Source organism: Halomonas litopenaei (assembly GCF_003045775.1).
Classification (GTDB): Bacteria; Pseudomonadota; Gammaproteobacteria; order Pseudomonadales; family Halomonadaceae; genus Halomonas; species Halomonas litopenaei.
Window position 1 is genome coordinate 138,073 of record NZ_PXNS01000010.1, and the last position, 25,550, is coordinate 163,622.

The following is a 25,550-nucleotide window of genomic DNA, read 5'->3' on the forward strand; positions in this document are numbered from 1 at the left end:
CCCCGGTGGCCGGCCGCAGATTCGAAAGGTCACCGGCCGGCTCGTCCGCTTTCGTTCGCGTTATAGGTCTGCCAGCCGCCAGACGTCGTAGGCCACTTCCTCGTAGGGATGGGCCAGCTTGAGCGCGGAGATGGCGGCGCCGATCAGCTCGTCCTCGCACACCAGCTCCACCTTGTATTCCTCTACCCGCTCAAGCTCGCCTACCTGGCCGATGTGCGGGTCGGCGCCGTCCAGCGGGCGAAACTGGCCCTGACCGGCGGTCTGGAAGCAGCAGGCCTCGTAGTCACCGATGCGTCCGGCACCCGTGGCAAACACGGCTTCCTTGACCGCCTCGGCGTCGTCTCTGGGCACGAAGAAGGCAAGCTTGTACATGGGGTCTCCTTGCGTAAGCTGGGGGATGGTCGAGCCGGGTGTACCACCCGAGGGTGGCGACGCGCAACCTGCGCCCGGCGAATCTGCCAGCAGCCAGCAGGAGCCAGCATGAAACTGAATGACGCCCTCGAGACGCTGGGGCTAGCCGCCACGGCACCGCCACGTGCCCTGTCGGGCGGTGATATGGCCGAGGTGTGGCGGATCGAGACCGCGCAGGGCGCGGTGGTGGCCAAGCGCGACGATCCTGAACGCCTGGCAGGAGAGGCCGAGGGCCTTTCCGCACTCGGCGATGCCGGTAGCTCGCTGGTGATACCCGCAGTGATGGGCCAGGTCGGCTCCTGGCTGGTGATGGAAGCACTGGAGCCGGGGCCCGCCGACTGGACGGCGCTGGGTCGAGGGCTGGCGGAGCTGCACGCGCCTTGCGAGGCCGCCCACGGCTGGGCGCACGACAACGCCTGCGGGGCGACGCCCCAGCCCAATGCGCCGCTGCACGACGGACGCGCCTTCCAGCGTGAGCGAAGATTGATGCCCCTGGGCGAGGCCTGCCTCGGCCGCGGCTTGCTGTCGCGCAGTGAACTTGCCCGCCTCAAGCAGGTGGCCGACCAGCTCGAGGCGTGGCTGCCTGACCAGGCGCCGAGTCTGGTGCACGGGGACCTGTGGTCCGGCAACGTCATCCACAGTTCGCGCGGCCCGGCATTGATCGACCCGGCGGTCTATCGCCACTACCCGGAGGTGGATCTGGCCATGCTGACGCTGTTCGGCGCGCCGGGTGAGGCATTTTTCGAGGCCTACTGGCAGGCGCAGGGGCGGGAGCGCGCCCCCGCCGACTGGCCCCGGCGCGAAGCCGCCTTCCAGCTCTATCCGTTGCTCAATCACCTGCTGCTGTTCGGCCGTGGCTATCACGCGGCAGTGCTGCGAACGATCACGCGGCTGGAGCAGGACTCCAACGACTAGACAGAGCGGGCTTCAGGAGGCGCCGAGCCCCAGCAGGCGTCGCCACCAGGGACGCGCAACCGCCCTGGACGGCTCGTGAGGCTGCTCGGCGAGGCTTTTCTCGAGAAAGGCCTTGATCGGTGCAACCTGGCTCGGGCGATCGAGCATCGGGGCGTGGCCGCAGCCCGGGACCGCCAGCGTCTCGAGCTCTGACTGAGCCTCGCCCATGCGGGTGACGATATCCTCGGACAGCAAAGGTGAGTCTGCGCCACGCACGACCATCAAGGGGCAGCGGATGGCCTTCCAGTCGGCCCAGGTGTCCCGGGGCGTGTCGTGGACGAATTGCTCGCCGATGCGCGGGTCGTAGTGGTAGGTCCAGCTACCGTCCGGCAGGCGGCGCGCGCTCTCCAGGGTGAGCTGGCGCCAGGCGTCCTCGTCATCTATGCCGAAGCCGGCGTAGTGGCGGCGCAGCTCCGCCTCCAGTTGGCTCAAGCGGGAAAAGCGGTGGGGGACGGTGAAGTAGGTGGCCAGTTCGGCGAGGCCTTGTGGCACCAGTTCCGGACCGACATCGTTGAGCACCAGTCGCTCGATGCGGCCTGCACTGGATGGATCGGCGGCCAGCAGCATGCCGAGCAGCCCTCCCATGGAGGTACCCACCCAGGCTGCCCGGTCGAGTTCGAAGTGGTCCATGACGGCCAACGCGACTGTCATGTAGTGGGAGTACAAGTAGTCATTGGCAGGATACAGCGACCAGCTCGACAGTCCTCGCCCCGGTGTGTCGGGTGCCAGGACTCGCCATTCGGGGCCAAGTTCCCGGGCCAGGGCAGCGAAGTCACCGCCGTGGCGTGCCAGTCCGTGCCAGGCGATGACGGTTCTGGGTGCCTCGGGATGAAACACGCGTACCGCGATCTCGAGCTCTCGGAAGGTGACCAGTCTCAGAGTGTCCATGGTGGCTCCTGGTGATGGTCCTGCAGGGGAGGGTGATCTTGGCTATGTTGCAGTGCAGCATTGTGGTTTAGCCAGCAATATAGTGCGGAATTGCGAATTTTTCACCATCCTTGCATGAAGGGCGGTAGAATACGACGCCAAACATGCGACAATGTATGTATATCGAATACCCCTAGATTCGAACGCCACCCGGTGCTTTCCAGGAAGTCGAGGCGCCCAGGAAATGGCAAGGACAGTGTGTCAGGGAGGTCGTGCTCGCGTCGCGCGGCGTCCTTGGCGTGATGTCTCTGTGGCCTGGTCAAAGGGACTTGTGGACAACGCCGAGCAACAGATCCGAGGATGCTATCAATGACGCCTTCCCGACCAGTCCCCGTCACTCTGACCTCGCGGGTTCCTTCTCGCCGCCGCCTTCTGTGTGCCGCTGTCGCCGCCCTGATGATGGGCCAGGTCCAGGCCGCCGATCTGTTGACCATTACCCGCGACGCGCTGGACAACAACTCCGAGTTGGCCTCCGAGCGGTCCACCACCAGTAGTGCGGAAGAAGGCATCAACGTCGAACAGGCGGATCTCAATCCTCAGGTGACCGCCTCCGGCGAGGCGGCCTACAACCATATCTTCGAGACCCAGTCGCAGTCCGGCTTCAGCGGCACCGGCAGCGATGACGACTACCTCAGCTACGGCCTCAACCTGCAGGCGACCCAGAAGCTCTATGACGCCCTGAACAGCCGCGAAGTGAACGTGGCCGAGGCCCAGCTGGAGCAGCAGACCTACACCCTGGCGGCTACCGAGCAGCAGGTGTTGATCGACACCTCGTCGGCCTACTTCGATATTCTGCGCGCCTACGAGATCCTCGAAGCGCGCAGGGCCCAGGAGCGCGCCATCGGGCGTCAGCTCGAGCAGGCCCAGGAGCAGTTCGACGTCGGCCTGATCGCGATCACCGAGGTCGAGGAAGCGCGGGCGACCTTCGACCAGTCACGGGCCGACCGGATCGTCGCCGAGAGCGACCTCCAGGTGGCCTTCGAGGCGCTGGAGCGCCTGACCGGCAAGCGCTACGACAGCATCGAGATGCTCCAGGACGATCTGCCCATTGCGCTGCCCGAGCCGTCCAGTCGTGATGCCTGGATCGAGCTTGCCATCGAGCGCAATCCGGAACTGCTGGCGCAGCAGGCTGGCGTCGATGTGGCGCGTGAGCGGATCGATGTGGCCAGGGCCGCCGATCTGCCGGTGGTGGAGGCCTTTGCCAACTACGCCTACAGCGACGACGAGCGTGACAACTTCGAGGACTACAACTCCAATAGCCAGGTGGGCGTGAGCGCGAGCATGCCGCTGTACACCGGCGGTCGGACCAGCGCCTCGGTGCGCCAGACCACCTACGACCTGGAGTCCAGCCAGTACGACTTCGAGTCCCAGCGTCGCGAGACGGTGCTGCAGGTGCGCTCGCTGTATACCCAGGTCAGCAATGACGTCTCCACGGTGGCGGCGCGCAAGCAGTCCATCGTCTCCAACCAGAGTGCCCTGGATGCCACCCGCGCGGGCTACGAGGTGGGTACCCGCAACATCGTCGACGTGCTCAACGCCGAGCAGAACCTGTATAACGCCATCGCTGACTACGCCGATGCCCGTTTCAACTACGTGATCAACCTGCTCAGTCTGCACCGTCAGGCGGGGGTGCTCGACGCCCAGGATATCGCCGAGCTCAACGCCTTCCTGGTCGAGGAAGGGCAGGTGAACTTCACCCTGCCGGAGCAGGGCGAGGCCGACGAATACGACGCGGTTCTCGATATCGGCGCACCGCCGAGTCAGGACGGCTGACGCACGCCTTGGCGTCCAGGCTGACCGCCTCCTCCCTCGAGGCGGTCAGCGCCCGGCATCTGACGATCCAATTACCCCGAAGGAATCAAGGGATGAAAACCACCATCTATCGCGGCCGCCTCTGGGCCGCACTGGCGGCGGCATTGCTGCTGGTCGGCTGTGGTCAGGAAGAAGACCCGTCCGCCGGTCAGGCCGGTGGTCAGCCACCCGCCAAGGCCATCGAGGTGGCCGAGCTGGCCTACCAGGACATTCCACTGGACAAGTCCTACCCCTCCAAGCTGATGAGCGAGCAGGAAGTCACCCTGGTCGCACGTGTCACCGGTGTGCTCGAGGAGCGCAAGTTCGAACCCGGCGATCAGGTCGAGCAGGGTGAGAGCCTCTACACCATCGAGCCGGACCTGTACGAGGCCACCGTGGCCCAGCGCGAGGCCGACCTGGCCAGCGCCCAGGCCGAGCTGTCGCGGGCCGAGCGTGACGCCAATCGTTTCCAGCAACTGGCAGCCCAGAACTCGGTGAGCCGTCAGCAGGTCGACCAGGCCCTGGCCGACGCGCGCGTCGCGCGGGCCAGCGTGGCCCAGGCCGAGGCGGCGCTGAAGAGCGCCCAGCTCGACCTGGACTACGCCGAGGTCACGGCGCCGGTGTCTGGCGTGATCGGTCTCAGTGAGGTCAATGTCGGCAACCTTGTGTCACCCAATACCGAACTTGCCACCATCACTCCGTTGGATCCGCTTGAGGTCCGTTTCCAGATGCCTCAGAACGACGCCTTCGAGCTGCGTCGTCAGTTGAAGGACATGAGCATCGAGGACATCGCCGCCTCGCTCGAAGCGTTCTCTTCGCGTGGGGATGAGCCTGCCGTGCTCAGCGGCCACCTGGACTTCCTTGGCTCCCGTGTCGATCCCGAGACCAGCACCGTCCAGGCGGAGGCCACCTTTGCCAACCCGGACGGCGCGGTTCTGCCGGGTCAGTACGTGCGCGTGAAGATCGAGGGGCTGGCGCGTTTCGGCGTGCTGGCGGTGCCGGAGCTGGCGTTGACCCAGGGCCTGATGGGCCCGCAGGTCTACGTGCTTGATGAAGACAACGTCGCCAGGGCGCGTCCGGTGCAGCTCGGCGAGCTGGCGGGCGCCTGGCAGATCATCCTCGACGGCGTCGAACCCGGCGAGCGTGTGGTGGTCGGTGATCCGGGCAGCCTGAAGCCGGGTACCCCGATCGATCCCCAGCCGTTCGACGGCGACGCCGAGGCACTGATGCAAGAAGCCCAGTACGAGCAGCAGGGGCAGGGCGCCGGCCAGGCCGCGCCCGAGCAAGCTGAGCAGGAAGCGGCGTCACCGGGCGAGCCAGCGGCCGATCAGAGCGGGCAGGGCACTGCGGAGAGCGCTGGTCAGGGCGAGGATGCCGCGAGTGCCACCCAGGCCGCCCAGCAGGCGCCGATGAACGCGCCGCAGGGCGATCAGGAGGCCGAGGAGGCTCGAGGAGAGGGTAACGAATGAATTTCGCCAACTTCTTCATCAAGCGGCCGATCTTCGCCTCGGTCCTGGCAATCATCCTGACCATCATCGGGGCGATGAGCATGCGGGTACTGCCGATCGAGCAGTATCCCAGCGTGGTGCCGCCCACGGTGTCGGTCAGCGCCACCTTCCCGGGGGCCGACGCCGAGACCGTGGCGCAGACGGTGGCCGCGCCGCTGGCGGAGGCGATCAACGGCGTCGAGAACATGCTCTATATGAACTCGACCAGCTCCGACAACGGCTCCATGAGCCTGAGCGTGGCCTTCGACATCGGGACCGACGGTGATATCAACACCATCAACGTCAACAACCGGGTCCAGGGCGCGCTGTCCCAGTTGCCCGAGGCGGTGCAGGAGCAGGGCGTCCAGGTCGAGCTGCGTTCCAGCTCGATCCTGATGCTGGTGTCGTTGATCTCGCCCCAGGACGACTACGACAACATCTACATGCAGAACTACGCCACCCTGAACATTCTCGACGAGCTGCGCCAGATTCCCGGCGTCGGTGAGGCCGAGGTGCTGGGCGGTGGCGAGTTCGCCATGCGCATCTGGATGGACCCCAACAAGCTGGCCGAGTACGACCTGACCCCCACCGAGGTGGCGGCGGCGATTCGTGCCCAGAACACCGAGGTACCGGCGGGTAGCCTGGCGTCCACGCCGATCGACAGCCCGCGAGCCTTCACCTACACCATCACCGCCGGCGGACGTCTGTCCAGCGCCGACGACTTCCGCGACATCCTGCTGCGCACCAACGAGGACGGCTCTGCGCTGCGCCTGGATGACGTCGCACGGATCGAGCTGGGCGCCTCCTTCTATGGCGTCGAGGCGCGCCTCAACGGCGCCATCATGACGCCGATCATGATCCAGCAGCAGCCGGGCGCCAATGCGCTGCAGACGGCAGACATGGTCAAGGAAAAGATGAACGAGCTGGAGGTGCGCTTCCCGCCGGGCCTCGAGTACGTGGTGCCCTACGACACCACCCTGTTCATCGACGCCTCGGTGGAAACCGTCTTCCACACCTTTATCGAAGCCTTCCTGATCGTCGGCGTCATCCTGTTCATCTTCCTGCAGAACTGGCGCTTTACCGTGATCGCCATGTCGGTGGTGCCGGTATCGGTACTGGCCACCTTTGCCGGCTTCTACGTGTTCGGCTTCTCGATCAACCTTTTGACGCTGTTCGCTCTGGTGCTGTCCATCGGCATCGTGGTGGATGACGCCATCCTGGTGGTGGAGAACGTCGAAAGGGTGCTGTCGGAGGACGAGGAGATCACGGTTCGCCAGGCCACCATCCAGGCCATGAAGGAGGTCGGTGGGCCGGTCATCGCCACCTCGCTGATCATGGCGGCGGTGTTCGTGCCGGTGGCCTTCCTCGGCGGCTTTACCGGGCAGATCTATCAGCAGTTCGCCCTGACAATCGCCATCTCGGTGGCGTTCTCGGCGCTGATGGCATTGACCTTCACCCCGGCGCTGTCGGCGATCTTCATCAAGCACGACCTGCACAAGAAGGAATCCTCCTTCATGCGGGCGGTGCGCACCCCGCTGCGCCTGTTCGACCGCTTCTTCGACGGCGTCACCAGGGTGTTCATGGTGGCGGTCAAGGCGCTGGTCAAGGCCTGGGTGCTGACCCTGCTGCTGGTGGGGCTGGTCGGGGCCGGTTCCTTCTGGCTCTACGAGAACACGCCCTCGACGCTGGTGCCGGAAACCGACCAGGGCATCGCCCTGGCAGCCGTCAGCCTGCCGGACTCGGCATCGCTCAGCCGCACCAAGGCCTATATGGCCGAGGTCAGCAAGCGCATCGAGGAAGTGCCCGGTGTGCGCTATTCCTCGGCCATCGCCGGTTACGACATGCTGACCAGCTCGGTCAACACCGCGCGCGGCATCATCTTCATCAACATGGACAACTGGGACGAGCGCGAGACCACGGTGGATGACCTGATCGGCCGGATCTTCCAGATCGGTGCCGAGGTCGACGGCGGCAACGTCATGGCCTTCAACATGCCGCCGATCATCGGCCTGTCCACCACCGGCGGCTTCACCGGCTACCTGCAGTCGTTCTCCGGTGCCACCCCCGAGGAGATCTACCAGGCCTCGCTCAAGGTGATGCAGGCGGCCAATCAGGATCCGGCGCTCAACCAGGTGTTCTCGACCTTCAGCGTCAACGTGCCGTCCTTCCGGGCCGAGATCGACCAGCAGAAGGCGCTGAGCTACGGCGTGTCGCTGACCGACCTCAATGCCACTCTGTCGAACACCTTCGGCAATGGCTTCGTCAACTTCTTCAGCTACCAGAACCGCAACTTCCAGGTCTACCTGCAGAACGAGGCGGAGTACCGCGACACCCCGGACGATATCAACAACGTCTATGTGCGCGGCGGCAACGGTGAGCGGATTCCGCTGTCGGAGTTCGTGACCCTCGAGCGCAAGGCCGCCCCTGCGGTAGTCACCCGTTTCGGTGTCTACTCGGCGGCCCAGTTCCAGGGTGGCCCGGCGGAAGGCTACTCCTCGACTCAGGCGCTCCAGGCCATGGAGCGGATCGTCCAGGATACGCTTGGCAGCGACTGGGGCATGGGCTGGACCGGTACCGCCTACCAGGAGAGCGAAGCGGGTAACGCCGGCACCATCGCCATCATCTTCGGCATGGTCATGGTGTTCCTGATCCTGGCGGCGCAGTACGAGAGCTGGTCATTGCCGCTGGCGGTACTGACCGCCACGCCGTTCGCCTTCCTCGGGGGCATCGCCGGTATCGCCATGCGTGGTCTGGATACCAGCGTCTATGTCCAGATCGGGGTATTGGTGGTCATCGGCCTGGCGGCAAAGAACGCCATCCTGATCGTCGAGTTCGCCGAGTTGCAGCGCAAGGAGATGGGCAAGACCATCCGCGAGGCGGCGATCACCGCGGCGGAGCTGCGTTTCCGGCCCATCGTGATGACCTCCATGGCATTCATCTTCGGCACCCTGCCGCTGGCCATGGCCACCGGCGCCAGTGACACCAGCAGCCACCACATCGGTACCACGGTGGCCATGGGCATGGCCTCGGTGGCGATACTGGGTAGCTGTTTCGTGCCGTCGTTCTACGCCATGATCGCGTCGCTCTCCCTGCGCTTGTTCGGAGAGCGTGGTTCCGACGACGATGAGGACGAGAACGCCTCAGAAGCCAAGGGCACTGCCACCGATCATTGAACCAGTGGGCGGGTCAACATGACCGCCCCTCATCGGTAGAATGGTTGATGCAGGTCAAAGCGCCGCCTTTCCAGGCGGCGCTTTTTTTTATGCTGCAGAGGCGGTGAGTCGCTGGTGACAGGGAGTTTTTTATTGCGTATTACACGCTTGTGGCGGGCCTGGGGGAAGTGTGCAGCGCAGCATGTTGTGCATTGCAACATGCTGTCGCCAAAGGAAAAATTGGGATGTGCGGGTCGAGGTTTGTGGCCTATGGCGCTATGCTGCGGGTAGCAAGTACGCAAGTGGCAACGCCACGGGAGGTGGTATGGACATAACGCTGATCAGGGACATTGCCCTGAGTTTTCCGCTGATTCTGTTCACGGTGCTGCTTCCACTCGTCGCGCTCTACTGGATCCTGGTGGCATTGAAGCTGGTGCCGCTGCAGTTGTTCGAACGTGACAGCCTGCGTGACGATCATATGGCCAGCACGATGGTATCGCTGGGGTTTGCCGGGGTGCCAGTGACGGTGGCCCTGACCGCGTTGATCCTGTTTGCCGCGGTCTTCACGCTGGTGGCGGAACTGCTGATTCTGCAGTGGGTCAACCTGGCGATCGTGATCGTGCCGCTGGGCATCGTGGTGCTGTGGGGAGCCTTTGCGCTGTCGTCCCCGCTGGCATCCCGCTTCTGTCGGGTACTGTTGAAGCGCTATCGCGATCGGCCCTCGTTCAACCGCCGTTGCCTGCTGGGCGAGCGTGTCCAGGTGGTCGGCTTCATCGATGGCCAGGGGTGCTGCCGTGCGGTGCTCTGCTCGGACGGAACCCGGGAGATCTGCCTGAGGGGCAAGCCGGGGGCGATGCCTCGGGAAGGGGAAGTACGGGTGCTGGTCAAGTACCTGGAAGAGCACGACAGCTTCCGCTCGGTGGCCGAGCAGGAGTTCCTCGATGCGCGTACCCGGCTTGTAAGGCTCAAGCTGATCGAGCGCCATGAACCGGTACCACCCCATGAGGCACCGACGCACGGGCATCACTACCACGGCCATCGTCACTCCCACGGCCATCAGCATTGAAGCGTGTCGAGCCCTTCTCGAGTCGATCGAGTAGCAGTTCGCGACGACGGGTCAGTCGCGACCGATCAGGCGGATCAGGTCATCGACCAGGGCAGGGCCTCGTTCACTGAGAGTGAAAGCCTGGGGCGCCCGTAGCCACTCCCAGAACAGCCCGCTCAGGGCATAGTGAAACAGGTCGGTGGCACGCTCCGGGCTAAGCCCGGGGCGTAGCTGCTGCTTGAGATCAGCCTGCTTGAACTGGCGCAGCAAGGCCTGGCAGGTTTCTCGGGCGATCTCGGCCTTGGCCTCCAGCGGGTCGAAATCGTCGGTACGCTCGCAGTGGTGCAGCAGGATGCCGTGAACCCGGCGGTGGCGCGGAGTATCGGCCTGGCGCAGCCCGGCATGACAGCTCAAGCGAATGGCCTCAAGAGGGTGATGATCGACCGAGGAGTCGTCGAGCTCATTGAGCAGGTCCTCGAACGGCAGATGGACACGCTCCAGCATGGCCCTGAACAGATCGCCCTTGTTGCGAAAATGCCAGTAAAGGGCGCCCCGGGTGACGCCGGCCCGTCGCGAGATGACCTCGAGCGAGGCGCGCGAGACGCCGCGCTCGAGGAACACTTCCTCTGCTGCGTCGAGCAATGCGGCTCGGGTGGCGGCGGCTTCTTGCTTGGTACGGCGGGGCATGGGGGCGGGGCGCTCCGGCGGTGGGTCAGTCCGCGTATTCTACCGGACTGGCCCCGCGAGATCAGCGGCATCGATACGCGCACTGAGGTAAATTGGGCTCGTTTTGGCGACGTCACAAAGGTATAAGGACGACAGGTGCTGTCGTGTTTTCGACGGCGCGGCATGGCGACTAAGGAACTTCCATGGCAAGAGCCCCCTTCGAACTGGCCGGCATTACCGTCAAGCCGGGCACGCGTGCCCAGATCGACGTGCCGGTGGCCAAACTTTACACCCATGCACCGCTGGACATCCCGGTGGAGGTCGTTCACGGACGCCAGCCCGGTCCCACCTTGCTGGTGTGCAGCGCCATCCATGGCGACGAGATAAACGGCGTCGAGATCGTCAGGCGTCTGTTGCGTTCGCGCCAGATCAACCGTCTGCGCGGCACCCTGATCGCGGTGCCGATCGTCAATATCTTCGGCTTCGTTCAGCACTCTCGCTATCTGCCGGATCGGCGCGATCTCAATCGCTGCTTTCCCGGCAGTGAATCAGGCTCGCTCGGGGGGCGTATCGCGGCGCTGTTTCGCGAGCAGATCGTCGATCACGCGACCCACATCATCGACCTTCATACCGGCGCCATCCACCGCACCAACCTGCCGCAGATCCGCGCCCAGCTGGGTGACGCCGGCGAGGAGACCCGGCGCATGGCCGACGCCTTCGGCGCCCCGGTGATTCTCAACGCCGAGCTGCGCGAAGGCAGCCTTCGCCACTACGCCCAGACTCGCGGTACGCCAGTGCTCACTTACGAAGCCGGCGAGGCGCTGCGCTTCGACGAGTGGGCGATCACCGCTGGTGTCCGAGGGGTGCTGCGGGTGATGCGCCGGCTCGACATGCTCACCGGCGAGCAACGCCGGCGCAAGCCGCCGGCAGCGGAGGTCGCCAATGGGTCGAGCTGGGCGCGTGCGCCCATCGACGGCATCTTGAGGCCCAAGGTGCGCCTGGGTGCCCGGGTCGCCAAGGGGCAGGTGCTGGGCAAGGTCGCCGATCCCTTCGGTGAGACCGAAGGCGAGATCCTGTCCATGGCCGACGGCATCGTCATCGGCATGAGCCGGCTGCCCCTGGCCAACGAAGGCGAGGCGCTGTTCCATATCGCCCGCTTCGACGCCATCGAAGAAGCCGAAAGCGCCATCGAGACCTTCCATTCGAGCCTGGAGCCGCCGCCCGATTCACTCTACTAGGCCTCAAGGCGTGAAGCGGTTCACCCAAGAGCCAAGGTTGCACATGCAGGTGAGCACTCGCTTACCTTAAGGCATGAGGGTGGCGATAGGGGTAGCGGCAGAGGTAGCGGCAGCAGTAGCGGTAGGGCTAGCGAGACAGATGTCCGGAGGGCTTGATGAATATCGAGTCCCCAACCCCGGACCCAATAAAGAACGGCCGAGCAGATCGCTCGGCCGCTCTCTTTTTTGCAGGGCAATTTTGCCCGTGCAGCGGAGTGTCGTGCAGCCGTTGTCAGGCGCTGACGGGCTCCGGCACCAGGCCCAGGGCATCGTCGAACACCGCCAGGCCCGCGCCGTCGCGATGAGCGTTCTCCGACAGATGTCGCCGGAAGCGGCGCCCGCCGGGGCAGCCCTGGAACAGGCCAAGCAGATGGCGGGTGATATGGTTGAGCTTGGCGCCTTCTTCCAGGCGGCGCTGGATGTAAGGGCGTAGCGCCATGGCGGCGGCGTGGCGACTGTCAGCAGGCCCCGGCTCGCCGTAGATCGCCTGGTCTACCTGGGCCAGCAGCCAGGGATTCTGGTAGGCCTCGCGACCCACCATCACGCTGTCGACGTGATTAAGCTGCGTCTGGCACTCCTCGAGGCTCTTGATGCCGCCGTTGATGCCGATATGCAGATCGGGGCGACTGGCCTTCAAGCGATGCACCCGCGGATAATTCAGCGGCGGCACGTCGCGGTTTTCCTTGGGGGACAGCCCCTGCAGCCAGGCCTTGCGCGCGTGCACGATAAACACCTCGCAGCCGGCGTCGGCCACCTGGGTGATAAAGCGCTCGAGATCGGCGTCCTCGTCCTGATCGTCGATCCCGATACGGCACTTCACTGTCACCGGAATCGACACCGCCTCGCGCATCGTCGCCACCGCCAGCGCCACCTTGTCCGGATGACCCATCAGGCAGGCCCCGATCAGGTTGTTCTGGACCCTGTCGCTGGGGCAACCCACGTTGAGATTGACCTCGTCATAGCCCCACTCCTCGGCGATCGCCGCGCACTCGGCGAGTTCCCCAGGATCGCTGCCACCTAACTGCAGCGCCAGCGGATGCTCCACCTCGTCGTAGCCGAGGAAGCGCTCGCGCGGACGCCCGTGAAGGATCGCACCAGTGGTCACCATCTCGGTGTACAAGAGCGTCCGGCGCGTCAGGGTGCGCGCGAATACGCGGTAGTCGCGTGTCGTCCAGTCCATCATCGGCGCCACGGAAAAGCGGCGGGCCTGGGCCAGGGGATCTCGGTCAGTCATCGGCATCAAGAAGTCGGGCAGGAGAGGGCGCGTAGTGTACCAGCCCCAAGGGGGCGTTTTCATTGTTGGTGTGGTGACGGAGGGGGGGTACGAGCGGGAGCAGAGGTGCTTCGCAGTCTGGCCTTGGCCTTGCGTTCTACCGCCAAATTGGAGCAGTGAGGAAAACTTTGCAGATAGAGGACTGCTGGCGCTGGCCTTCCGGCGACGCGAGTATCGTGGTACCGACGAGGGATTGCGCCTTACCTCGGCGCGACGGGCCACCAGGCGAGAGGAGGCGATTTATGCTCAATGAGACCTTGAAAAGGCGATTGGCGAAGGACCGTCCCATGACGACAGTGACGCTGCGGGTGCCGGTTGATGTGGTGGAGTCGCTGAAGGCGATAGCGCCACTGAAGGGGTTTCAAGGCTACCAGACGCTGCTGAAAGCCTACGTCAGCGAGGGACTGCGTCGCGACGAGGCTCGCTATCTCGATGATGGTGTGCGGCGTTTGGTGGAGGCGTTGAAGGCTCGCGGTGTGGCTCCGGAACTTATCGAGCGTGCGGTGGCTGATGCCCATGAGGAGAATTGAGTCCAGCACATCCGACTGTGCGCCTTTCGATAAGGGGGCTCAATAGCCTCTTGCAAGGCACAGGCGATATGTCAGGGAAGGTCAGATCGATGCGCTCGACTGATTTGACGCTTTCGAGCGGTATCCTCTTGATGCGGGCCAGGGGATCTCGGTCAGCCATCGGCATCAAGAGATCGGGCGGGAGAGAGCGCGTGGTGTGCCAGCCCTAAGGGTGCGTTTTCATCGTGTGGAGTATGGGTCATCGGTCGCGATCCGATATGCCCAGCAGATCGCTTGGGTTCGCTTTGTCGGCACTCACGCCCAGTACGATCAAATCGACGCGGAGACCGTGTGAATGAATATCCAGCCGATTCACAACGATGCCGATCTGGAGCGGGCCTTCGCTCGGATGGAGGCGCTATGGAATGCCGAAGACGGCAGTCCCGAGGCCGACGAACTTGAGGTCCTGTCGATTCTGATTGAGCACTATGAAGACGAGCACTACCCGATCGGTCCATCGGATCCCATCGAAGCGATCAAGTTTCGCATGGAACAGCAAGGGCTGACGCCAAGAGACCTGGAAGCCTATATCGGCGGTAGCGGACGGGTCTCGGAGGTGCTGAATCGCAAGCGTGGGCTCAGCCTGGCCATGATCCGCCGGCTGCATCATGGGCTACGGATCCCCTACGAGAGTTTGATGAACGAGACATCTGCTTAACCTTGAGCTTCCGCCCACCATGTCATCGATCACGCCGCCGCCCATAGGGCGGCGGCGTCGCGTGTGGGGCCAGGATGAGGCCCTGCGTCTGATTCGGCCCAGGAGTATCACTGAGATCCAGTGATCCAAACGTGATCGTCAGTGCTCCAGCGCCTCCAGTATCCGCCAGGCGGCTTCGACGCGCTCGCCGTTGGGGTAGCGCTTGTTGGCGAGGATGACGATGCCCAGTTCATGCGCCGGCATAAAGGCGGCGTAGGCGCCGAAGCCGCCGGTGGAGCCGGTCTTGTGGTACCAGCGCTGGGGCTGTGGCTCGCCTGACGGCTCGAGCATGGTGACAGGCTGGGGCTCCAGCGCCATCTCTGCGGTGGTGCCGTTTTGCAGCGTATCGAGGGTCGTCGGCAGGGCGTAGCTTTCCCAGGCGAGTCCCTGCTGCATCTCGCCGACGGCGGCGTAGCCCTGGTGGGTGGCCAGCAGGGCTTGTGCCATGCGCTGGTCGTCCTGGCTGCCTTGATAGGCGTCGATATTGGCCTGAACGAAGCGTGCCAGGTCCCGTGCCGTGGTCTTGATGCCGTAGGCCTGGGTGTCCAGCGGGCCCGGATTGACGCGCACAGGCTGATCGTCGCTGTTGTAGCCCTGGGCGTAGTGGCGGGCCTGGTCGTCGGGCACCGTAAGCCAGGTGGCATCGAGGCCAAGTGAGGGCAGCACACTGTCCTGCATCAGCTCAGCGAAGCTTGAGCCTTCGCTCTGGGCCGCGAGCAGGCCGAACAGGCCGATGCTGGGGTTCGAGTACAGGCGTTTGGTGCCGGCGGCAAAGTCCGGCTGCCAGTTCACGAAGTAGTCGTGGAGGGTGGCGTCGTCGACGCCTGCGGGAAACTGCAGCGGGAAGCCGCCGGCGGTGTAGGTGGCAAGCTCTACCATGCTGACCTCGCCTACCGGACGACCCTCGAAGTCGGGCTCGATGCTGGCCGCGCTGTCGCTCAGGGAGAAGGCTCCGCCTTGCTGCACCCAGGCGCCCAGCGCCGCAGTGAAGGTCTTGCTGACCGAGCCGATTTCGAACAGGGTGTCGTCGTTCACTGCGGCGCCGGTCGAGGACTCCCGGCTGGCGACGCCGTAGTGGCTCAGGCAGATGTTGCCGTGGTCGATCAGTGCCACCGACACGCCCGGGATGCCGTGGTGATCCATCAGTGCCTCGATCTGCTGGTCCATGGTCGGGTTTTCGCAGGATCGGCTACTCTGCTGCTCGACGGTACTCCGGTCGGCGTCTTTTGGCGCGGAGGCTGCCTGGGCGGAGGTGGTCCCCACGGCGAGGACGAGGGGCAGAAGATGAACGGGGCGAACGGGCATGAGCGGTGATTCCGTCGTGTGGGGGTGTTGCCCGAGGCAGTGGGGCCAAGGGGCAGGCGGACAGGCACAGGACGGCGCGCCTTGAAGGCTCACGGAGTCTGCTGTGCCGGCACAATCATCGCCTGAACCCGGCGGCGAGTCACCCGTGGGCTGAGGTTCGATCGTGCGGCTCTCACCTCATTTCGTCTCGCTCTACCTCTACCGATCGCCACGTTTACCGATCGCCACCTTCACCCTGGTAGTGCCTGCTATATCGCCTCAGGCCAGGACCTTGAGGCCTCGTTGCACGGCGGGGCGCTCGAGAAACGCCTGGAGGGTGCGGTCGACGTGGGGGAAGTTGGCAAACTCGACCAGATCCCCGGCGTCGTAGCGGTAGACCAGGTTACGTACCCAGGGAAGGATGGCGATATCCACCACCGAGTAATCCTCGCCCATGATCCACTCGCGCTGTTCCAGGCGCTTGTCCAGCACCCCAAGCAGGCGTTTGGCCTCGTCCACGTAGCGCTGAAGAGGGCGCTTGTCCTCGAGTTCCTTGCCGGCGAAGAAGTGGAAGTAGCCGATCTGGCCAAACATCGGGCCCACGCCGCCGACCTGGAACATCAGCCATTGCAGGGCCTGATAGTACGCCTGGGGCGTCTGGGGCACCAACTGGCCGGTCTTGTCGGCCAGGTACAGCAGAATCGTGCCTGACTCGAACAGTCCGATCGGCTGGCCTTCAGGGCCGTCGGGATCGAGGATCGCGGGAATCTTGTTGTTGGGGCTGAGCGAGAGAAACTCGGAAGAGTGCTGGTCCCTGGTATCGAAGTTGACCCGGTGCGCTTCGTAGTCCAGCCCGACTTCCTCCAGCATGATCGAGACCTTGACCCCGTTGGGGGTCGGCAGCGAATAGAGCTGCAGGCGCTCGGGGTGTGTCGCCGGCCACTTGGCAGTGATGGGGAAGCGGGAAAGGTCGGTCATGGGGACATTCCTTGTGGTGAAGAACGAAGGGAGCGTGACGCTGACATCTGGTGGCTGGAAGTACGAACTGACGGTGCGAGCAAGGAGCGATCGAGACAGGCGTCGCCCTTGACCTGAACCGGGGAAAGCCGTCAGCCAACGTCTGGAGGGTAGCACCCGACGACGGATTCGAGCGTCGCCAGGCGCAGAAAGGCGCAACTCTGGTGCATTTGGCGCTGCTGCCAAAGCGGGTTCGGGCGCGTATCGGCGGGTTGGGGCGCGTACCAGCGGGTTGGGGCGCCCATTAGCAGGTTCGGGCGCCTATCAGCGGGGTCTACCCCCGGGCTGACTCAGGCCCTGGGTCTTGTACGAAAAGCCACCGAGCGCAGGCACTTTTCCTACAAGCCTCACCCAGGGCGGTTGGGCCAGACGCTCTCCAGGGTGGCAAGCGCGGCCTGCAGCGGCGGCTCGCGGGTGCGTTCCTTCTTCCATACAAAGCACAGGGCGCAGTCCAGCGTCACCCCCTCGACGATGGTCAGGCCGCTGCGCTGGCGCTCGGTCAAGGCCAGCGAGTCCCGGGCCAGGCTCAACCCCACCCCGGCGCGTACCAGATCGAGCATGCAGGCCTCCTGGTCGACCTGGGCGACCCGCCGGGGCGTCTCTCCGCTGTCCTGCATGGCGCGCTTGAGCAGTCGATGGTGGACCGAGTCGGGGGGTGTGACGATCCAGGGCAGGGTGGCCAGCGTCGACCAGCGGGTGTCCTCGACCCGTGATTCCCAGCCTGAGGGCGCCACCACGTAGTAGCGAAAGTGGGTCAGCTCGACAAACGCAAGTTCGCCGGTACCGTCGGCGTGGGTGCTGCCTGTTCCGGGGGGCGCCAGATAGAAACCTGCATCCAGCTCGCCGCGCTCCACTCGCGACAGGGCGTAACCGCTCATGCCGTGGTGCAGCTCGGTCTCGAGTTCGGGGGCGCGCTCGACCAGCACCTTGAGAAAACTGCCCAGACGGATGAACTCGGGGTCGATGATGGTGCCGATCCTCAACAGCCCACGCACCGTCGAGTGCAACGAGCGGGCCATCTGATCGAACACCCGAGCGCTCTCCAGGGCCTTTTCGGCGGTGGGCAGCAGTGCCTGACCGTGGGCCGTCAGCTCCAGTCCTTGGGGGCGGCGGTGGAACAGCGTCAGTCCCAGCGTTGCCTGCAGCTGCTTCAACTTTAGGCTAACCGCCGGCTGGGTGAGATGCAGCGCCTCGGCGGCGCGGGAGACGCTGCCGAGGTGCGCCACCGTGACGAATGCTCGCAGCGTGGGGTAGTCCTGCATGGCGCCTTCCTTCAACAGAGCGTGTTATTTGAGAACTTTATATCTGGGTTTCAAATAACTCAATTGCTCAGATCGCCACCAGAGATAGGCTGTACAGCGACAAGACGAGCAGGCTGGGCACCTTTCCTCATACGGCCACGCTCGAATAACTTAAACAACGCTTATAAAGGAGCACTCCATGACCTCGACGATTCCTCACTTCATCGGCGGCCAGATCGACGAAAGCGCCTCCCTGGGCCATCAGGACGTCTACAACCCGGCGACCGGCCAGGTCAGTGGCCGAGTGGCGCTGGCCTCCGCCAGCGAGATCGACAAGGCGGTGGAGGTGGCCAAGGCGGCCTTCCCGAGCTGGGCCGACACCCCGCCTATCCGCCGCGCCCGGGTGATGTTCCGCTTCCTCGAATTGCTCAATGCCAACAAGGACGCCCTGGCCGAGGCGATTACCCGTGAGCACGGCAAGGTCTTCACCGACGCCCAGGGCGAGGTGGCACGGGGTATCGACATCGTCGAGTTCGCCTGCGGAATCCCGCAGCTGCTCAAGGGCGACTTCACCGACCAGGTCAGCACCGGCATCGACAACTGGACACTGCGCCAGCCGCTTGGTGTGGTCGCCGGCATCACCCCGTTCAACTTCCCGGCCATGGTGCCGATGTGGATGTTCCCGGTCGCCATCGCCGCCGGCAACAGCTTCATCCTCAAGCCCAGCCCCACCGATCCCAGCGCCTCGCTGATGATGGCGGACCTGCTCAAGCAGGCCGGGCTGCCCGACGGCGTGTTCAACGTGGTCCAGGGTGGCAAGGAAACAGTGGACGCGCTGATCGACCACCCCGACGTCAAGGCGCTGTCCTTCGTCGGCTCCACTCCCATCGCCAACCTGATCTATCAGCGTGGTGCGGCCCTGGGCAAGCGTGTGCAAGCCCTCGGTGGCGCCAAGAACCACATGGTGGTGATGCCCGACGCCGACCTCGACAAGGCGGTGGACGCGCTGATCGGTGCCGCCTACGGCTCCGCCGGCGAGCGTTGCATGGCCATTAGTGTGGCGGTGCTGGTCGGCGACGTGGCCGATGACGTGGTGGCACGCGTGGCCGAACGCGCCCGGGGTCTCAAGGTCAAGGACGGCATGCAGCTGGACGCCGAGATGGGGCCGATCGTCACCGCCCAGGCCCATCAGCGTATTACCGGCTACATCGACAAGGGCGTCGAGGAGGGTGCCGAGCTGGTGGTCGATGGCCGTGGCTTCGACAGCAGCAATACCGGCGAAGGCTGCAGCGAGGGCTTCTGGATGGGCGGCACCCTGTTCGATCACGTCACCCCTGAGATGACGATTTACCGCGAGGAGATCTTCGGCCCGGTGCTGGCCTGCGTGCGCGTGCCGGACGTGGCCACCGCCATCGAGCTGATCAATGACCACGAGTTCGGCAACGGCGTCAGCTGCTTCACCGAGAGCGGCAAGGTCGCCCGCGAGTTCGGCCGTCGCATCCAGGTGGGCATGGTCGGCATCAACGTGCCGATTCCGGTGCCCATGGCGTGGCATGGGTTCGGTGGCTGGAAGCGCTCGCTGTTCGGCGACATGCACGCCTACGGCGAAGAGGGCGTGCGCTTCTACACCAAGCAGAAGTCGATCATGCAGCGCTGGTCCGACTCCATCGAGGCGGGCGCGGAGTTCGTGATGCCGACCGCCAAATAACGCCCTGAATCGAGGGACCTGCGATGACAACCGTACAACAATACGACAGCGAGTTTGACTACATCGTGGTCGGAGCAGGCACCGCCGGGTGCCTGCTGGCCAATCGCCTGAGCGCCGACCCCAACAACCGGGTGCTGCTGATCGAAGCCGGTGGTCGCGACAACTACCACTGGATCCACGTGCCGGTGGGCTACCTGTACTGCATCGACAACCCACGCACCGACTGGCGCTTTCGCACCGATCCGGACGCGGGCCTCAACGGGCGCTCGCTACTCTACCCGCGCGGCAAGACCCTCGGCGGCTGCTCCAGCATCAACGGCATGATCTACATGCGCGGCCAGGCCCGGGACTACAACCACTGGGCCGAGGTCACCGGTGACGATCAGTGGCGCTGGGAGCACTGCCTGCCGGCCTTTATCCAGCACGAGGATCACTATCGTCTGGACGAGGGCGGCGACGCCGACGCCGCCCACCGGGACTTTCACGGCCACGGCGGCGAGTGGCGCATCGAGAAGCAGCGGCTCAAGTGGGAGGTGCTGGACGACTTCGCCGAGGCGTCGGTCCAGGCGGGTATCCCACGGACCCAGGACTTCAACCGTGGCAGCAACGAGGGCGTCGACTACTTCGAGGTCAACCAGCGCTCCGGCTGGCGCTGGAACACCGCCAAGGCGTTCCTGCGCCCGGCGCTCAAGCGGCCGAACCTGACGCTGTGGCACTCCACCCAGGTCAACCGGCTGATCGTCGCGGGCAGCGAGCCCGACGGCGAGAAGCGCTGTGAAGGCGTCGAGGTCAAGCGCGAGGGCACCACCCAGCTGGCCAGGGCGCGCCGTGAGGTGGTGCTGTCCGCCGGCGCCATCGGCTCGCCCCAGATACTGCAGCTCTCCGGCATCGGGCCTGGTGAACTGCTCAAGCAATACGGCATCGACGTCGTCCACGAACTGCCGGGGGTCGGCGAGAACCTGCAGGACCATCTGCAGATACGCTCGGTGTACAAGGTCAAGGGCGCCAAGACCCTCAACACCATGGCCAGCACCCTGTGGGGCAAGGCCGGCATCGGGATGGAGTACCTGCTCAAGCGCACCGGCCCGATGAGCATGGCGCCGTCTCAGCTCGGTATCTTCACCCGCAGCAGCGACGAGCACGAGCACCCCAACATCCAGTACCACGTCCAGCCCCTGAGTCTGGAGGCCTTCGGCCAGCCGCTGCATCCCTATCCGGCGGTCACCGCCAGCGTCTGCAACCTGAATCCGACCAGCCGCGGCAGCGTCAGGATTCAGAGCGCCGATCCGGCCCAGGCGCCGTCCATCGCCCCCAACTACCTGAGCACCGACGAGGACCGGCGGGTCGCGGCGGACTCGCTGCGCGTCACCCGCAGGATCGCCGAGCAGAAGGCGTTCGCCAGGTACGAACCGGAGGAGGTCAAGCCCGGCGTCCAGTACCAGACCGATGAAGAGCTGTGGCGGCTGGCCGGTGACATCGGCACCACCATCTTCCACCCGGTCGGAACCACCCGGATGGGGCAGCCCGACGATCCCATGGCGGTGGTCGACTCACGCCTGCGGGTGAGGGGCATCCAGGGCCTGCGCGTGGCGGACGCCGGCGTCATGCCGACCATCACCAGCGGCAATACCAACTCGCCGACCTTGATGATCGCCGAGCGAGCGGCGGGCTGGATGCTCGAGGCCGCCGGCTGACGCCGGCGTCCTGCGCAGCAAGCGTGACAACAACAAACGATAAAGGTATCCCTGATGAACGCGCCAGAGTCCCATTCCGATCGGCTCGACCTGCGGGTCTTCGTACCCGCCGTGCTGGTCATCGCAGGCCTGATCCTGCCCATCATCGTGTTCCCGGAGTCGGGGGCCGCACTGGTCAATGCGGCCTTTGCCTTTGCCACCGGGCGATTCGGCTGGCTGTATCTGCTCGCCGGCATCGCCGTGGTGGTCTTTCTGGTGGGTCTGGCCATCAGTCGCTACGGCAACGTGCGGCTCGGCGGCCCCGATGACAAGCCGGAGTTTTCCTACTTCAGCTGGGTGGCGATGATCTTTGCCGGTGGTATCGGCATCGCCATCGTCAACTGGGCCTGGGTCGAACCCATCTACTACTTCACCGGCCCTCCCTTCGGCGTCGAGCCGAGCTCACAGGAAGCGGCCGAGTGGGCCTTGACCTACGGCCAGTTCCACTGGGGCTTCACGCCCTGGGCCTTCTATTGTCTGCCGGCCATCCCGATCGCCTACTCCATGTTCGTCCACAACCGCCCGGGCGTCAGGCTGTCCGTGGCCGCCCGCGGGGTGCTGGGGCGCCATGCCGACGGCTGGTGGGGCGCGCTTCTCGATGCGGTGGTGGTGTTCGGCATCGTCGGTGGCGTCGGTACCTCGCTGGGGCTGGCGGTGCCGCTGGTATCGCAACTGCTGAGCGGACTGCTCGGGGTGTCACCGTCATTCATGCTGGATATCGCGGTGCTGCTGATCTGGACCGCCATCTTCTCCGCCAGTGTGTGGTTCGGCCTGGCCAAGGGCATCAAGATCCTGTCGGACATCAACGTGCTGCTGGCGGGGGTACTGTTGGTCTTCACCCTGGTGGTGGGCGACACCCTGTTCATGGTGGAGGGCTGGGTCAACAGCCTCGGCAAGATGGTCTCCAACTTCGTGCCCATGAGCATGTGGACCGACCCAGTGGGGGACTCCAGCTTCTGGCGCGACTGGACGGTGTTCTACTGGGCCTGGTGGATCGCCTACGCCCCGATGATGGGCCTGTTCGTCGCCCGCATCTCGCGCGGTCGCACCATCCGTGAGCTGATCATCGCCGAAATGGTGTTCGGTTCCCTGGGCTGCTGGGTGTTCTTCGCGGTGTGGGGCGGCTATGCGCTGGACCTGCAGATATCCGGCACCCTGGACGTGGCGGCCATTCTTTCGGCCGAAGGCATCCCCGCCGCCGTTGAGGCGATCCTCGGCACCCTGCCGATGTCCGGTGTGATTACCACCCTGTTCGTGCTGCTGTGCTTCATCTTCCTGGCGACGACCCTGGACAGCTCCGCCTACGTGCTGGCGTCGGTGACCTCGCGCAAGTTGTCTGGCTATCAGGAACCGCAGCGCAAGATCCGCCTGATCTGGGCGTTTCTGATCGCCGGCGTCGGGGTAGCGCTGATCCAGCTTGGCGGGCTCAAACCGGTGCAGACCTCCACCATCGTGGTGGCGCTGCCGATGATTCCCGTGCTGGCGATCCTGGCATGGTCACTGGTGCGCTGGCTGCGCCAGGACTTCGCCAAGAAGGTCCTTGAACCCCACCTGGTTATCGAAGACGGAAAACACTGACCTCACCGAGGAGGCTTCGGCCTCCTCACGTTGCCGCGCTGGCTGCGCCAGGACTTCGCCAAGAAGGTCCTTGAACCCCACCTGGTCATCGAAGACGGCAAACACTGACGTCACCGAGGAGGCTTCGGCCTCCTCCCGTTGCCACCCTTGCTTTACAGGAAGACCCCGATGTCACCGAATCCTCATTCCCAACTGCCGCTCAAGGACGTCAAGGTCATCGACTTCGGTCAGTACATGGCCGGCCCTGCGGTGGCGATGATCCTCGCCGACCTGGGCGCCACGGTTATTCACGTGGACCCGCCCACGGGGCCCATGTGGGAGTCACCGGCCAACGCCACCTTGCAGCGCAACAAGCTGATCGTGACGATCGACCTCAAGACCGAAGAGGGCCTCGAACAGGCGCTGGCGCTGATCGAGGAGGCCGATATCGTGATCGAAAGCTTCCGGCCCGGTGTCATGCAGCGCCTGGGCATCGACTTCAGCGCGCTGCGTGAAGAGCGTCCGGAGCTGATCACCCTGTCGATGCCGGGCTTTGCCTCCAACGACGAGCTGCGCCGTGACTGGCGGGCCTTCGAGAGCGTCATCGCCGCCCACTCGGGGGTGTTTACCGACATGGGGCTCAACCGGGTGCTGATGGGTATCAATCCGTCCTTCTCGCCGCTGCCGCTGGGCTCGGCCTACGGCACCATGCTGGCGGCCACCGCCGTCACCCTGGCGCTGCAGGCGCGTGAGCGCACCGGCCTCGGCGACGAGATCGAAGTGCCCATCGCCTGCGCCCTGATGGAAGGCCTCTGCTACAACTCGATCAAGATCGAGGGCCTGCCGGAGCGCTACAAGACCCAGCGCGAAAAGGAGATCGAGCGTCGCCGCATCGAAGGCGCGCCGATGAACCTGGACTACGACGAACTGCAGGAGCTGCTCGATCCCTTCTATCGCAGCTACAAGTGCAAGGACGGGCGCATGTTCTACGTGGTCTGCCCGAGTCACAAGGAGCACGCCAAGCGTTGCCTCAAGGTGCTCGGTCTCTACGATGAACTTGTGGAAGAAGGGCTGGTGGAAGAGCCCGACACCTATGCGCCAACCAGCCAGTGGCAGAGTGACGTGTCACTTGGCGTCTACCCGCTGCCCAAGCGTTGGGCGGATCATATCGCCGCGCGTATGAAGGAGGTCTTCCTGACCCGCACCTCCAAGGAGTGGGAGAAGATCTTCGGCCGTGGCAAGTTCCCCGGCGCGCCGCAGCGCTGGCTGCAGGAGTGGATCCACGACGACCACGCCGAGACCGCCGGGCTGATGATCGAAGTGGACGACCCCGAATTCGGCCTGATGACCCAGCCCGGCCCGATGGTCTGGCTGCACGACAGCGGCCACGAGATGCTCACCCCGACGCCGCGCCGCTGGGTGTCGTTCGACCAGGCGCTGGCGGTGCTGCATCGCATCGAGACCAAGCTGCCCCGGGTTCGTGCGCGCAACGCCAAGGACGGTTGGCTCGAAGGCGTCAAGGTGCTGGACCTGTGCAACGTCATCGCCGGTCCCCACTCGGTGGCCTTTTTGGCACGCTTCGGCGCCGACATCATCAAGGTGGACCCCGCCAAGCCGTTCTACGACTGCTGGAACACGGTCATCTTCGGCCTGTCGCATATGCGCTCCAAGCGCTCCTTGCTGACCGATATCCAGGTGCCTCGGGGGCGTGAAATCCTCGACGAGCTGATCCGCCAGAGCGACGTGGTGGTGTGGAATGCCACCGACAGGCAGGTGGAGCGGATGGGGCTGACCGAGGCGGAAATGCAGCGCATCAATCCCGAGGCGATCTTCTGCCAGCTCGACTGCTTCAGCGGGGTGAAGCCGGGCCCCAGGACCAACTACCTGGGCTACGACGACCTGGTGCAGGCCACCACCGGCATCATGCTGCGCTTCGGGGGCAGCATGGACACGCCAGAAGAGCACGCCCACGTCGGCACCATCGACGTGATGTGCGGCTTCGGTGCCTCTCTTGGTGTCGCCACCGCCCTGTACCAGAAGCTGCGTACCCGCCGTGTCAGCCGGGTCAAGACCTCGCTGTCGGCGCTCAGCGGCCTGGCCCAGATGCCGTTCTGCTACGACTACGAGCGTCGCAGTCTGTTCGACGAGCCCTCGGGCCGTGAACTCAACGGCTACGACGATCTGTCACGCTTCTATTTTACCGCCGACGGGGTGGTGCTGATCAGCGCCTACGAGCGAGACCTGCACAAGTTCGCCCAGGTGCCGGGGATCGAAGGGGTGGTCGATGTTCCGCCGGAGGAGCGGGCGGCCTATCTGGCACCTCGCTTTATCAATGCGGTGGCCACCGACTGGGTGGAACGGCTGCAGAAGGCGGGCATCGCCGCGGCGGTGTGCGAGAACATCGAGGCGTTGCGCTCCTACAACTCGCGGCGCTGGGACAACACCCCGGGCATCGATCGTGGCAGCTACTCCTTCACCGTCTACGACGAGCACCCCAGTGGTCACGTCATCACGCAGCTCGATCCGTACGCCATTCGTCCCAAGCGGGGGCGCATCTATCCGCTGGCGCCGTCGGAGAAGTACGGCAGCTCGAGCCGTCAGGTGCTCGAGGAGCTGGGGCACAGCCCAGAGGAGATCGATCGGTTGATCGCCGAAGGCGTCGTGTCGGAGAGCTGGAGCGAGGAGTACCTGCCGACCTGAGTGGTGTTCGGCGCGGGGTTTTTGCGCTGAGCCGACCAGGCGGGATGAAGGTGTTCTGAGT

General features: G+C 64.8%; 20 protein-coding genes. 13 read left to right on the forward strand and 7 right to left on the reverse strand.

Annotated features, from left to right (window positions below; translation table 11 throughout):
* Positions 1-60: 60 nt before the first annotated feature.
* Positions 61-372, reverse strand: coding sequence for a YqfO family protein (locus C6W88_RS16575; RefSeq protein ID WP_108133275.1), 312 nt, complete (start codon positions 370-372; stop codon positions 61-63).
* 108 nt (positions 373-480) lie between these two features.
* On the opposite strand from C6W88_RS16575, the gene C6W88_RS16580 reads away from it, so the two are divergent.
* On the forward strand, positions 481-1,326 hold the full coding sequence (locus C6W88_RS16580; protein ID WP_108133276.1) for a fructosamine kinase family protein: 846 nt from the start codon (positions 481-483) through the stop codon (positions 1,324-1,326).
* A 12-nt stretch (positions 1,327-1,338) separates the two neighbouring features.
* Here C6W88_RS16580 and C6W88_RS16585 read toward each other — a convergent pair whose 3' ends face one another.
* Complete coding sequence (locus C6W88_RS16585; RefSeq protein WP_108133277.1) at positions 1,339-2,253, reverse strand: alpha/beta fold hydrolase; 915 nt, start codon at positions 2,251-2,253, stop codon at positions 1,339-1,341.
* Positions 2,254-2,601: 348 nt separating this feature from the next.
* On the opposite strand from C6W88_RS16585, the gene C6W88_RS16590 reads away from it, so the two are divergent.
* From C6W88_RS16590 to C6W88_RS16605, 4 genes are all read left to right on the forward strand, one after another.
* Positions 2,602-4,065 (forward strand): TolC family outer membrane protein, encoded by a 1,464-nt coding sequence (locus C6W88_RS16590; RefSeq protein WP_108133278.1) that lies wholly within the window; start codon positions 2,602-2,604, stop codon positions 4,063-4,065.
* Positions 4,066-4,157: 92 nt separating this feature from the next.
* Positions 4,158-5,552 carry an efflux RND transporter periplasmic adaptor subunit gene (locus C6W88_RS16595; RefSeq protein WP_108133279.1) on the forward strand — a complete coding sequence of 465 codons (1,395 nt, stop codon included), beginning with the start codon at positions 4,158-4,160 and terminating at the stop codon, positions 5,550-5,552.
* Entirely contained in the window at positions 5,549-8,743 is a 3,195-nt protein-coding gene (locus C6W88_RS16600; RefSeq protein ID WP_108133280.1) for an efflux RND transporter permease subunit, read from the forward strand. Before C6W88_RS16595 ends, C6W88_RS16600 begins: the two co-directional genes overlap by 4 nt.
* Before the next feature lie 304 nt (positions 8,744-9,047).
* Positions 9,048-9,788, forward strand: a complete 741-nt coding sequence (locus tag C6W88_RS16605) for a hypothetical protein (RefSeq protein WP_052704358.1) — start codon at positions 9,048-9,050, stop codon at positions 9,786-9,788.
* Between the two features lie 51 nt (positions 9,789-9,839).
* On the opposite strand, the gene C6W88_RS16610 is transcribed toward C6W88_RS16605, so the two are convergent.
* Positions 9,840-10,454: a TetR family transcriptional regulator gene (locus C6W88_RS16610; protein WP_108133281.1), complete on the reverse strand. Its 615-nt coding sequence runs from the start codon at positions 10,452-10,454 to the stop codon at positions 9,840-9,842.
* A gap of 182 nt (positions 10,455-10,636) precedes the next feature.
* Here C6W88_RS16610 and C6W88_RS16615 point away from each other — a divergent pair, with 182 nt between their 5' ends.
* A complete protein-coding gene (locus tag C6W88_RS16615) occupies positions 10,637-11,671 on the forward strand; it encodes a succinylglutamate desuccinylase/aspartoacylase family protein (protein ID WP_045992886.1) in 1,035 nt (344 codons plus the stop codon).
* Between the two features lie 271 nt (positions 11,672-11,942).
* On the opposite strand, the gene dusA is transcribed toward C6W88_RS16615, so the two are convergent.
* Positions 11,943-12,950: a tRNA dihydrouridine(20/20a) synthase DusA gene (dusA, locus tag C6W88_RS16620; RefSeq protein WP_375038266.1), complete on the reverse strand. Its 1,008-nt coding sequence runs from the start codon at positions 12,948-12,950 to the stop codon at positions 11,943-11,945.
* 320 nt (positions 12,951-13,270) lie between these two features.
* Between dusA and C6W88_RS16625 the strand changes: the two genes are divergently transcribed.
* The 3 genes from C6W88_RS16625 (at position 13,271) to C6W88_RS16635 (ending at position 14,210) form a co-directional block, all read left to right on the forward strand.
* A complete protein-coding gene (locus tag C6W88_RS16625; RefSeq protein ID WP_197037135.1) occupies positions 13,271-13,513 on the forward strand; it encodes a regulatory protein RecX in 243 nt (80 codons plus the stop codon).
* 226 nt (positions 13,514-13,739) lie between these two features.
* Positions 13,740-13,847: a type II toxin-antitoxin system HigB family toxin gene (locus C6W88_RS22125; protein WP_407920555.1), complete on the forward strand. Its 108-nt coding sequence runs from the start codon at positions 13,740-13,742 to the stop codon at positions 13,845-13,847.
* Complete coding sequence (locus C6W88_RS16635; RefSeq protein ID WP_108133284.1) at positions 13,848-14,210, forward strand: helix-turn-helix domain-containing protein; 363 nt, start codon at positions 13,848-13,850, stop codon at positions 14,208-14,210.
* A 138-nt stretch (positions 14,211-14,348) separates the two neighbouring features.
* Here C6W88_RS16635 and ampC read toward each other — a convergent pair whose 3' ends face one another.
* From ampC to C6W88_RS16650, 3 genes are all read right to left on the reverse strand, one after another.
* A complete protein-coding gene (ampC, locus tag C6W88_RS16640; protein WP_108133285.1) occupies positions 14,349-15,554 on the reverse strand; it encodes a class C beta-lactamase in 1,206 nt (401 codons plus the stop codon).
* A gap of 258 nt (positions 15,555-15,812) precedes the next feature.
* The gene (locus C6W88_RS16645; protein WP_045991839.1) at positions 15,813-16,511 is read right to left on the reverse strand and encodes a glutathione binding-like protein; all 699 of its coding nucleotides are present in this window, start codon (positions 16,509-16,511) and stop codon (positions 15,813-15,815) included.
* Between the two features lie 386 nt (positions 16,512-16,897).
* Positions 16,898-17,812 carry a LysR family transcriptional regulator gene (locus tag C6W88_RS16650; RefSeq protein WP_108133286.1) on the reverse strand — a complete coding sequence of 305 codons (915 nt, stop codon included), beginning with the start codon at positions 17,810-17,812 and terminating at the stop codon, positions 16,898-16,900.
* Between the two features lie 178 nt (positions 17,813-17,990).
* Here C6W88_RS16650 and C6W88_RS16655 point away from each other — a divergent pair, with 178 nt between their 5' ends.
* The 4 genes from C6W88_RS16655 (at position 17,991) to C6W88_RS16670 (ending at position 25,489) form a co-directional block, all read left to right on the forward strand.
* Positions 17,991-19,499 carry a CoA-acylating methylmalonate-semialdehyde dehydrogenase gene (locus C6W88_RS16655; RefSeq protein ID WP_108133287.1) on the forward strand — a complete coding sequence of 503 codons (1,509 nt, stop codon included), beginning with the start codon at positions 17,991-17,993 and terminating at the stop codon, positions 19,497-19,499.
* A gap of 23 nt (positions 19,500-19,522) precedes the next feature.
* On the forward strand, positions 19,523-21,193 hold the full coding sequence (locus C6W88_RS16660; protein WP_108133288.1) for a GMC family oxidoreductase: 1,671 nt from the start codon (positions 19,523-19,525) through the stop codon (positions 21,191-21,193).
* Positions 21,194-21,247: 54 nt separating this feature from the next.
* Positions 21,248-22,810 carry a BCCT family transporter gene (locus C6W88_RS16665; protein ID WP_108133289.1) on the forward strand — a complete coding sequence of 521 codons (1,563 nt, stop codon included), beginning with the start codon at positions 21,248-21,250 and terminating at the stop codon, positions 22,808-22,810.
* Between the two features lie 168 nt (positions 22,811-22,978).
* Positions 22,979-25,489 carry a CoA transferase gene (locus C6W88_RS16670; protein WP_108133290.1) on the forward strand — a complete coding sequence of 837 codons (2,511 nt, stop codon included), beginning with the start codon at positions 22,979-22,981 and terminating at the stop codon, positions 25,487-25,489.
* The last annotated feature ends 61 nt before the right edge of the window (positions 25,490-25,550 follow it).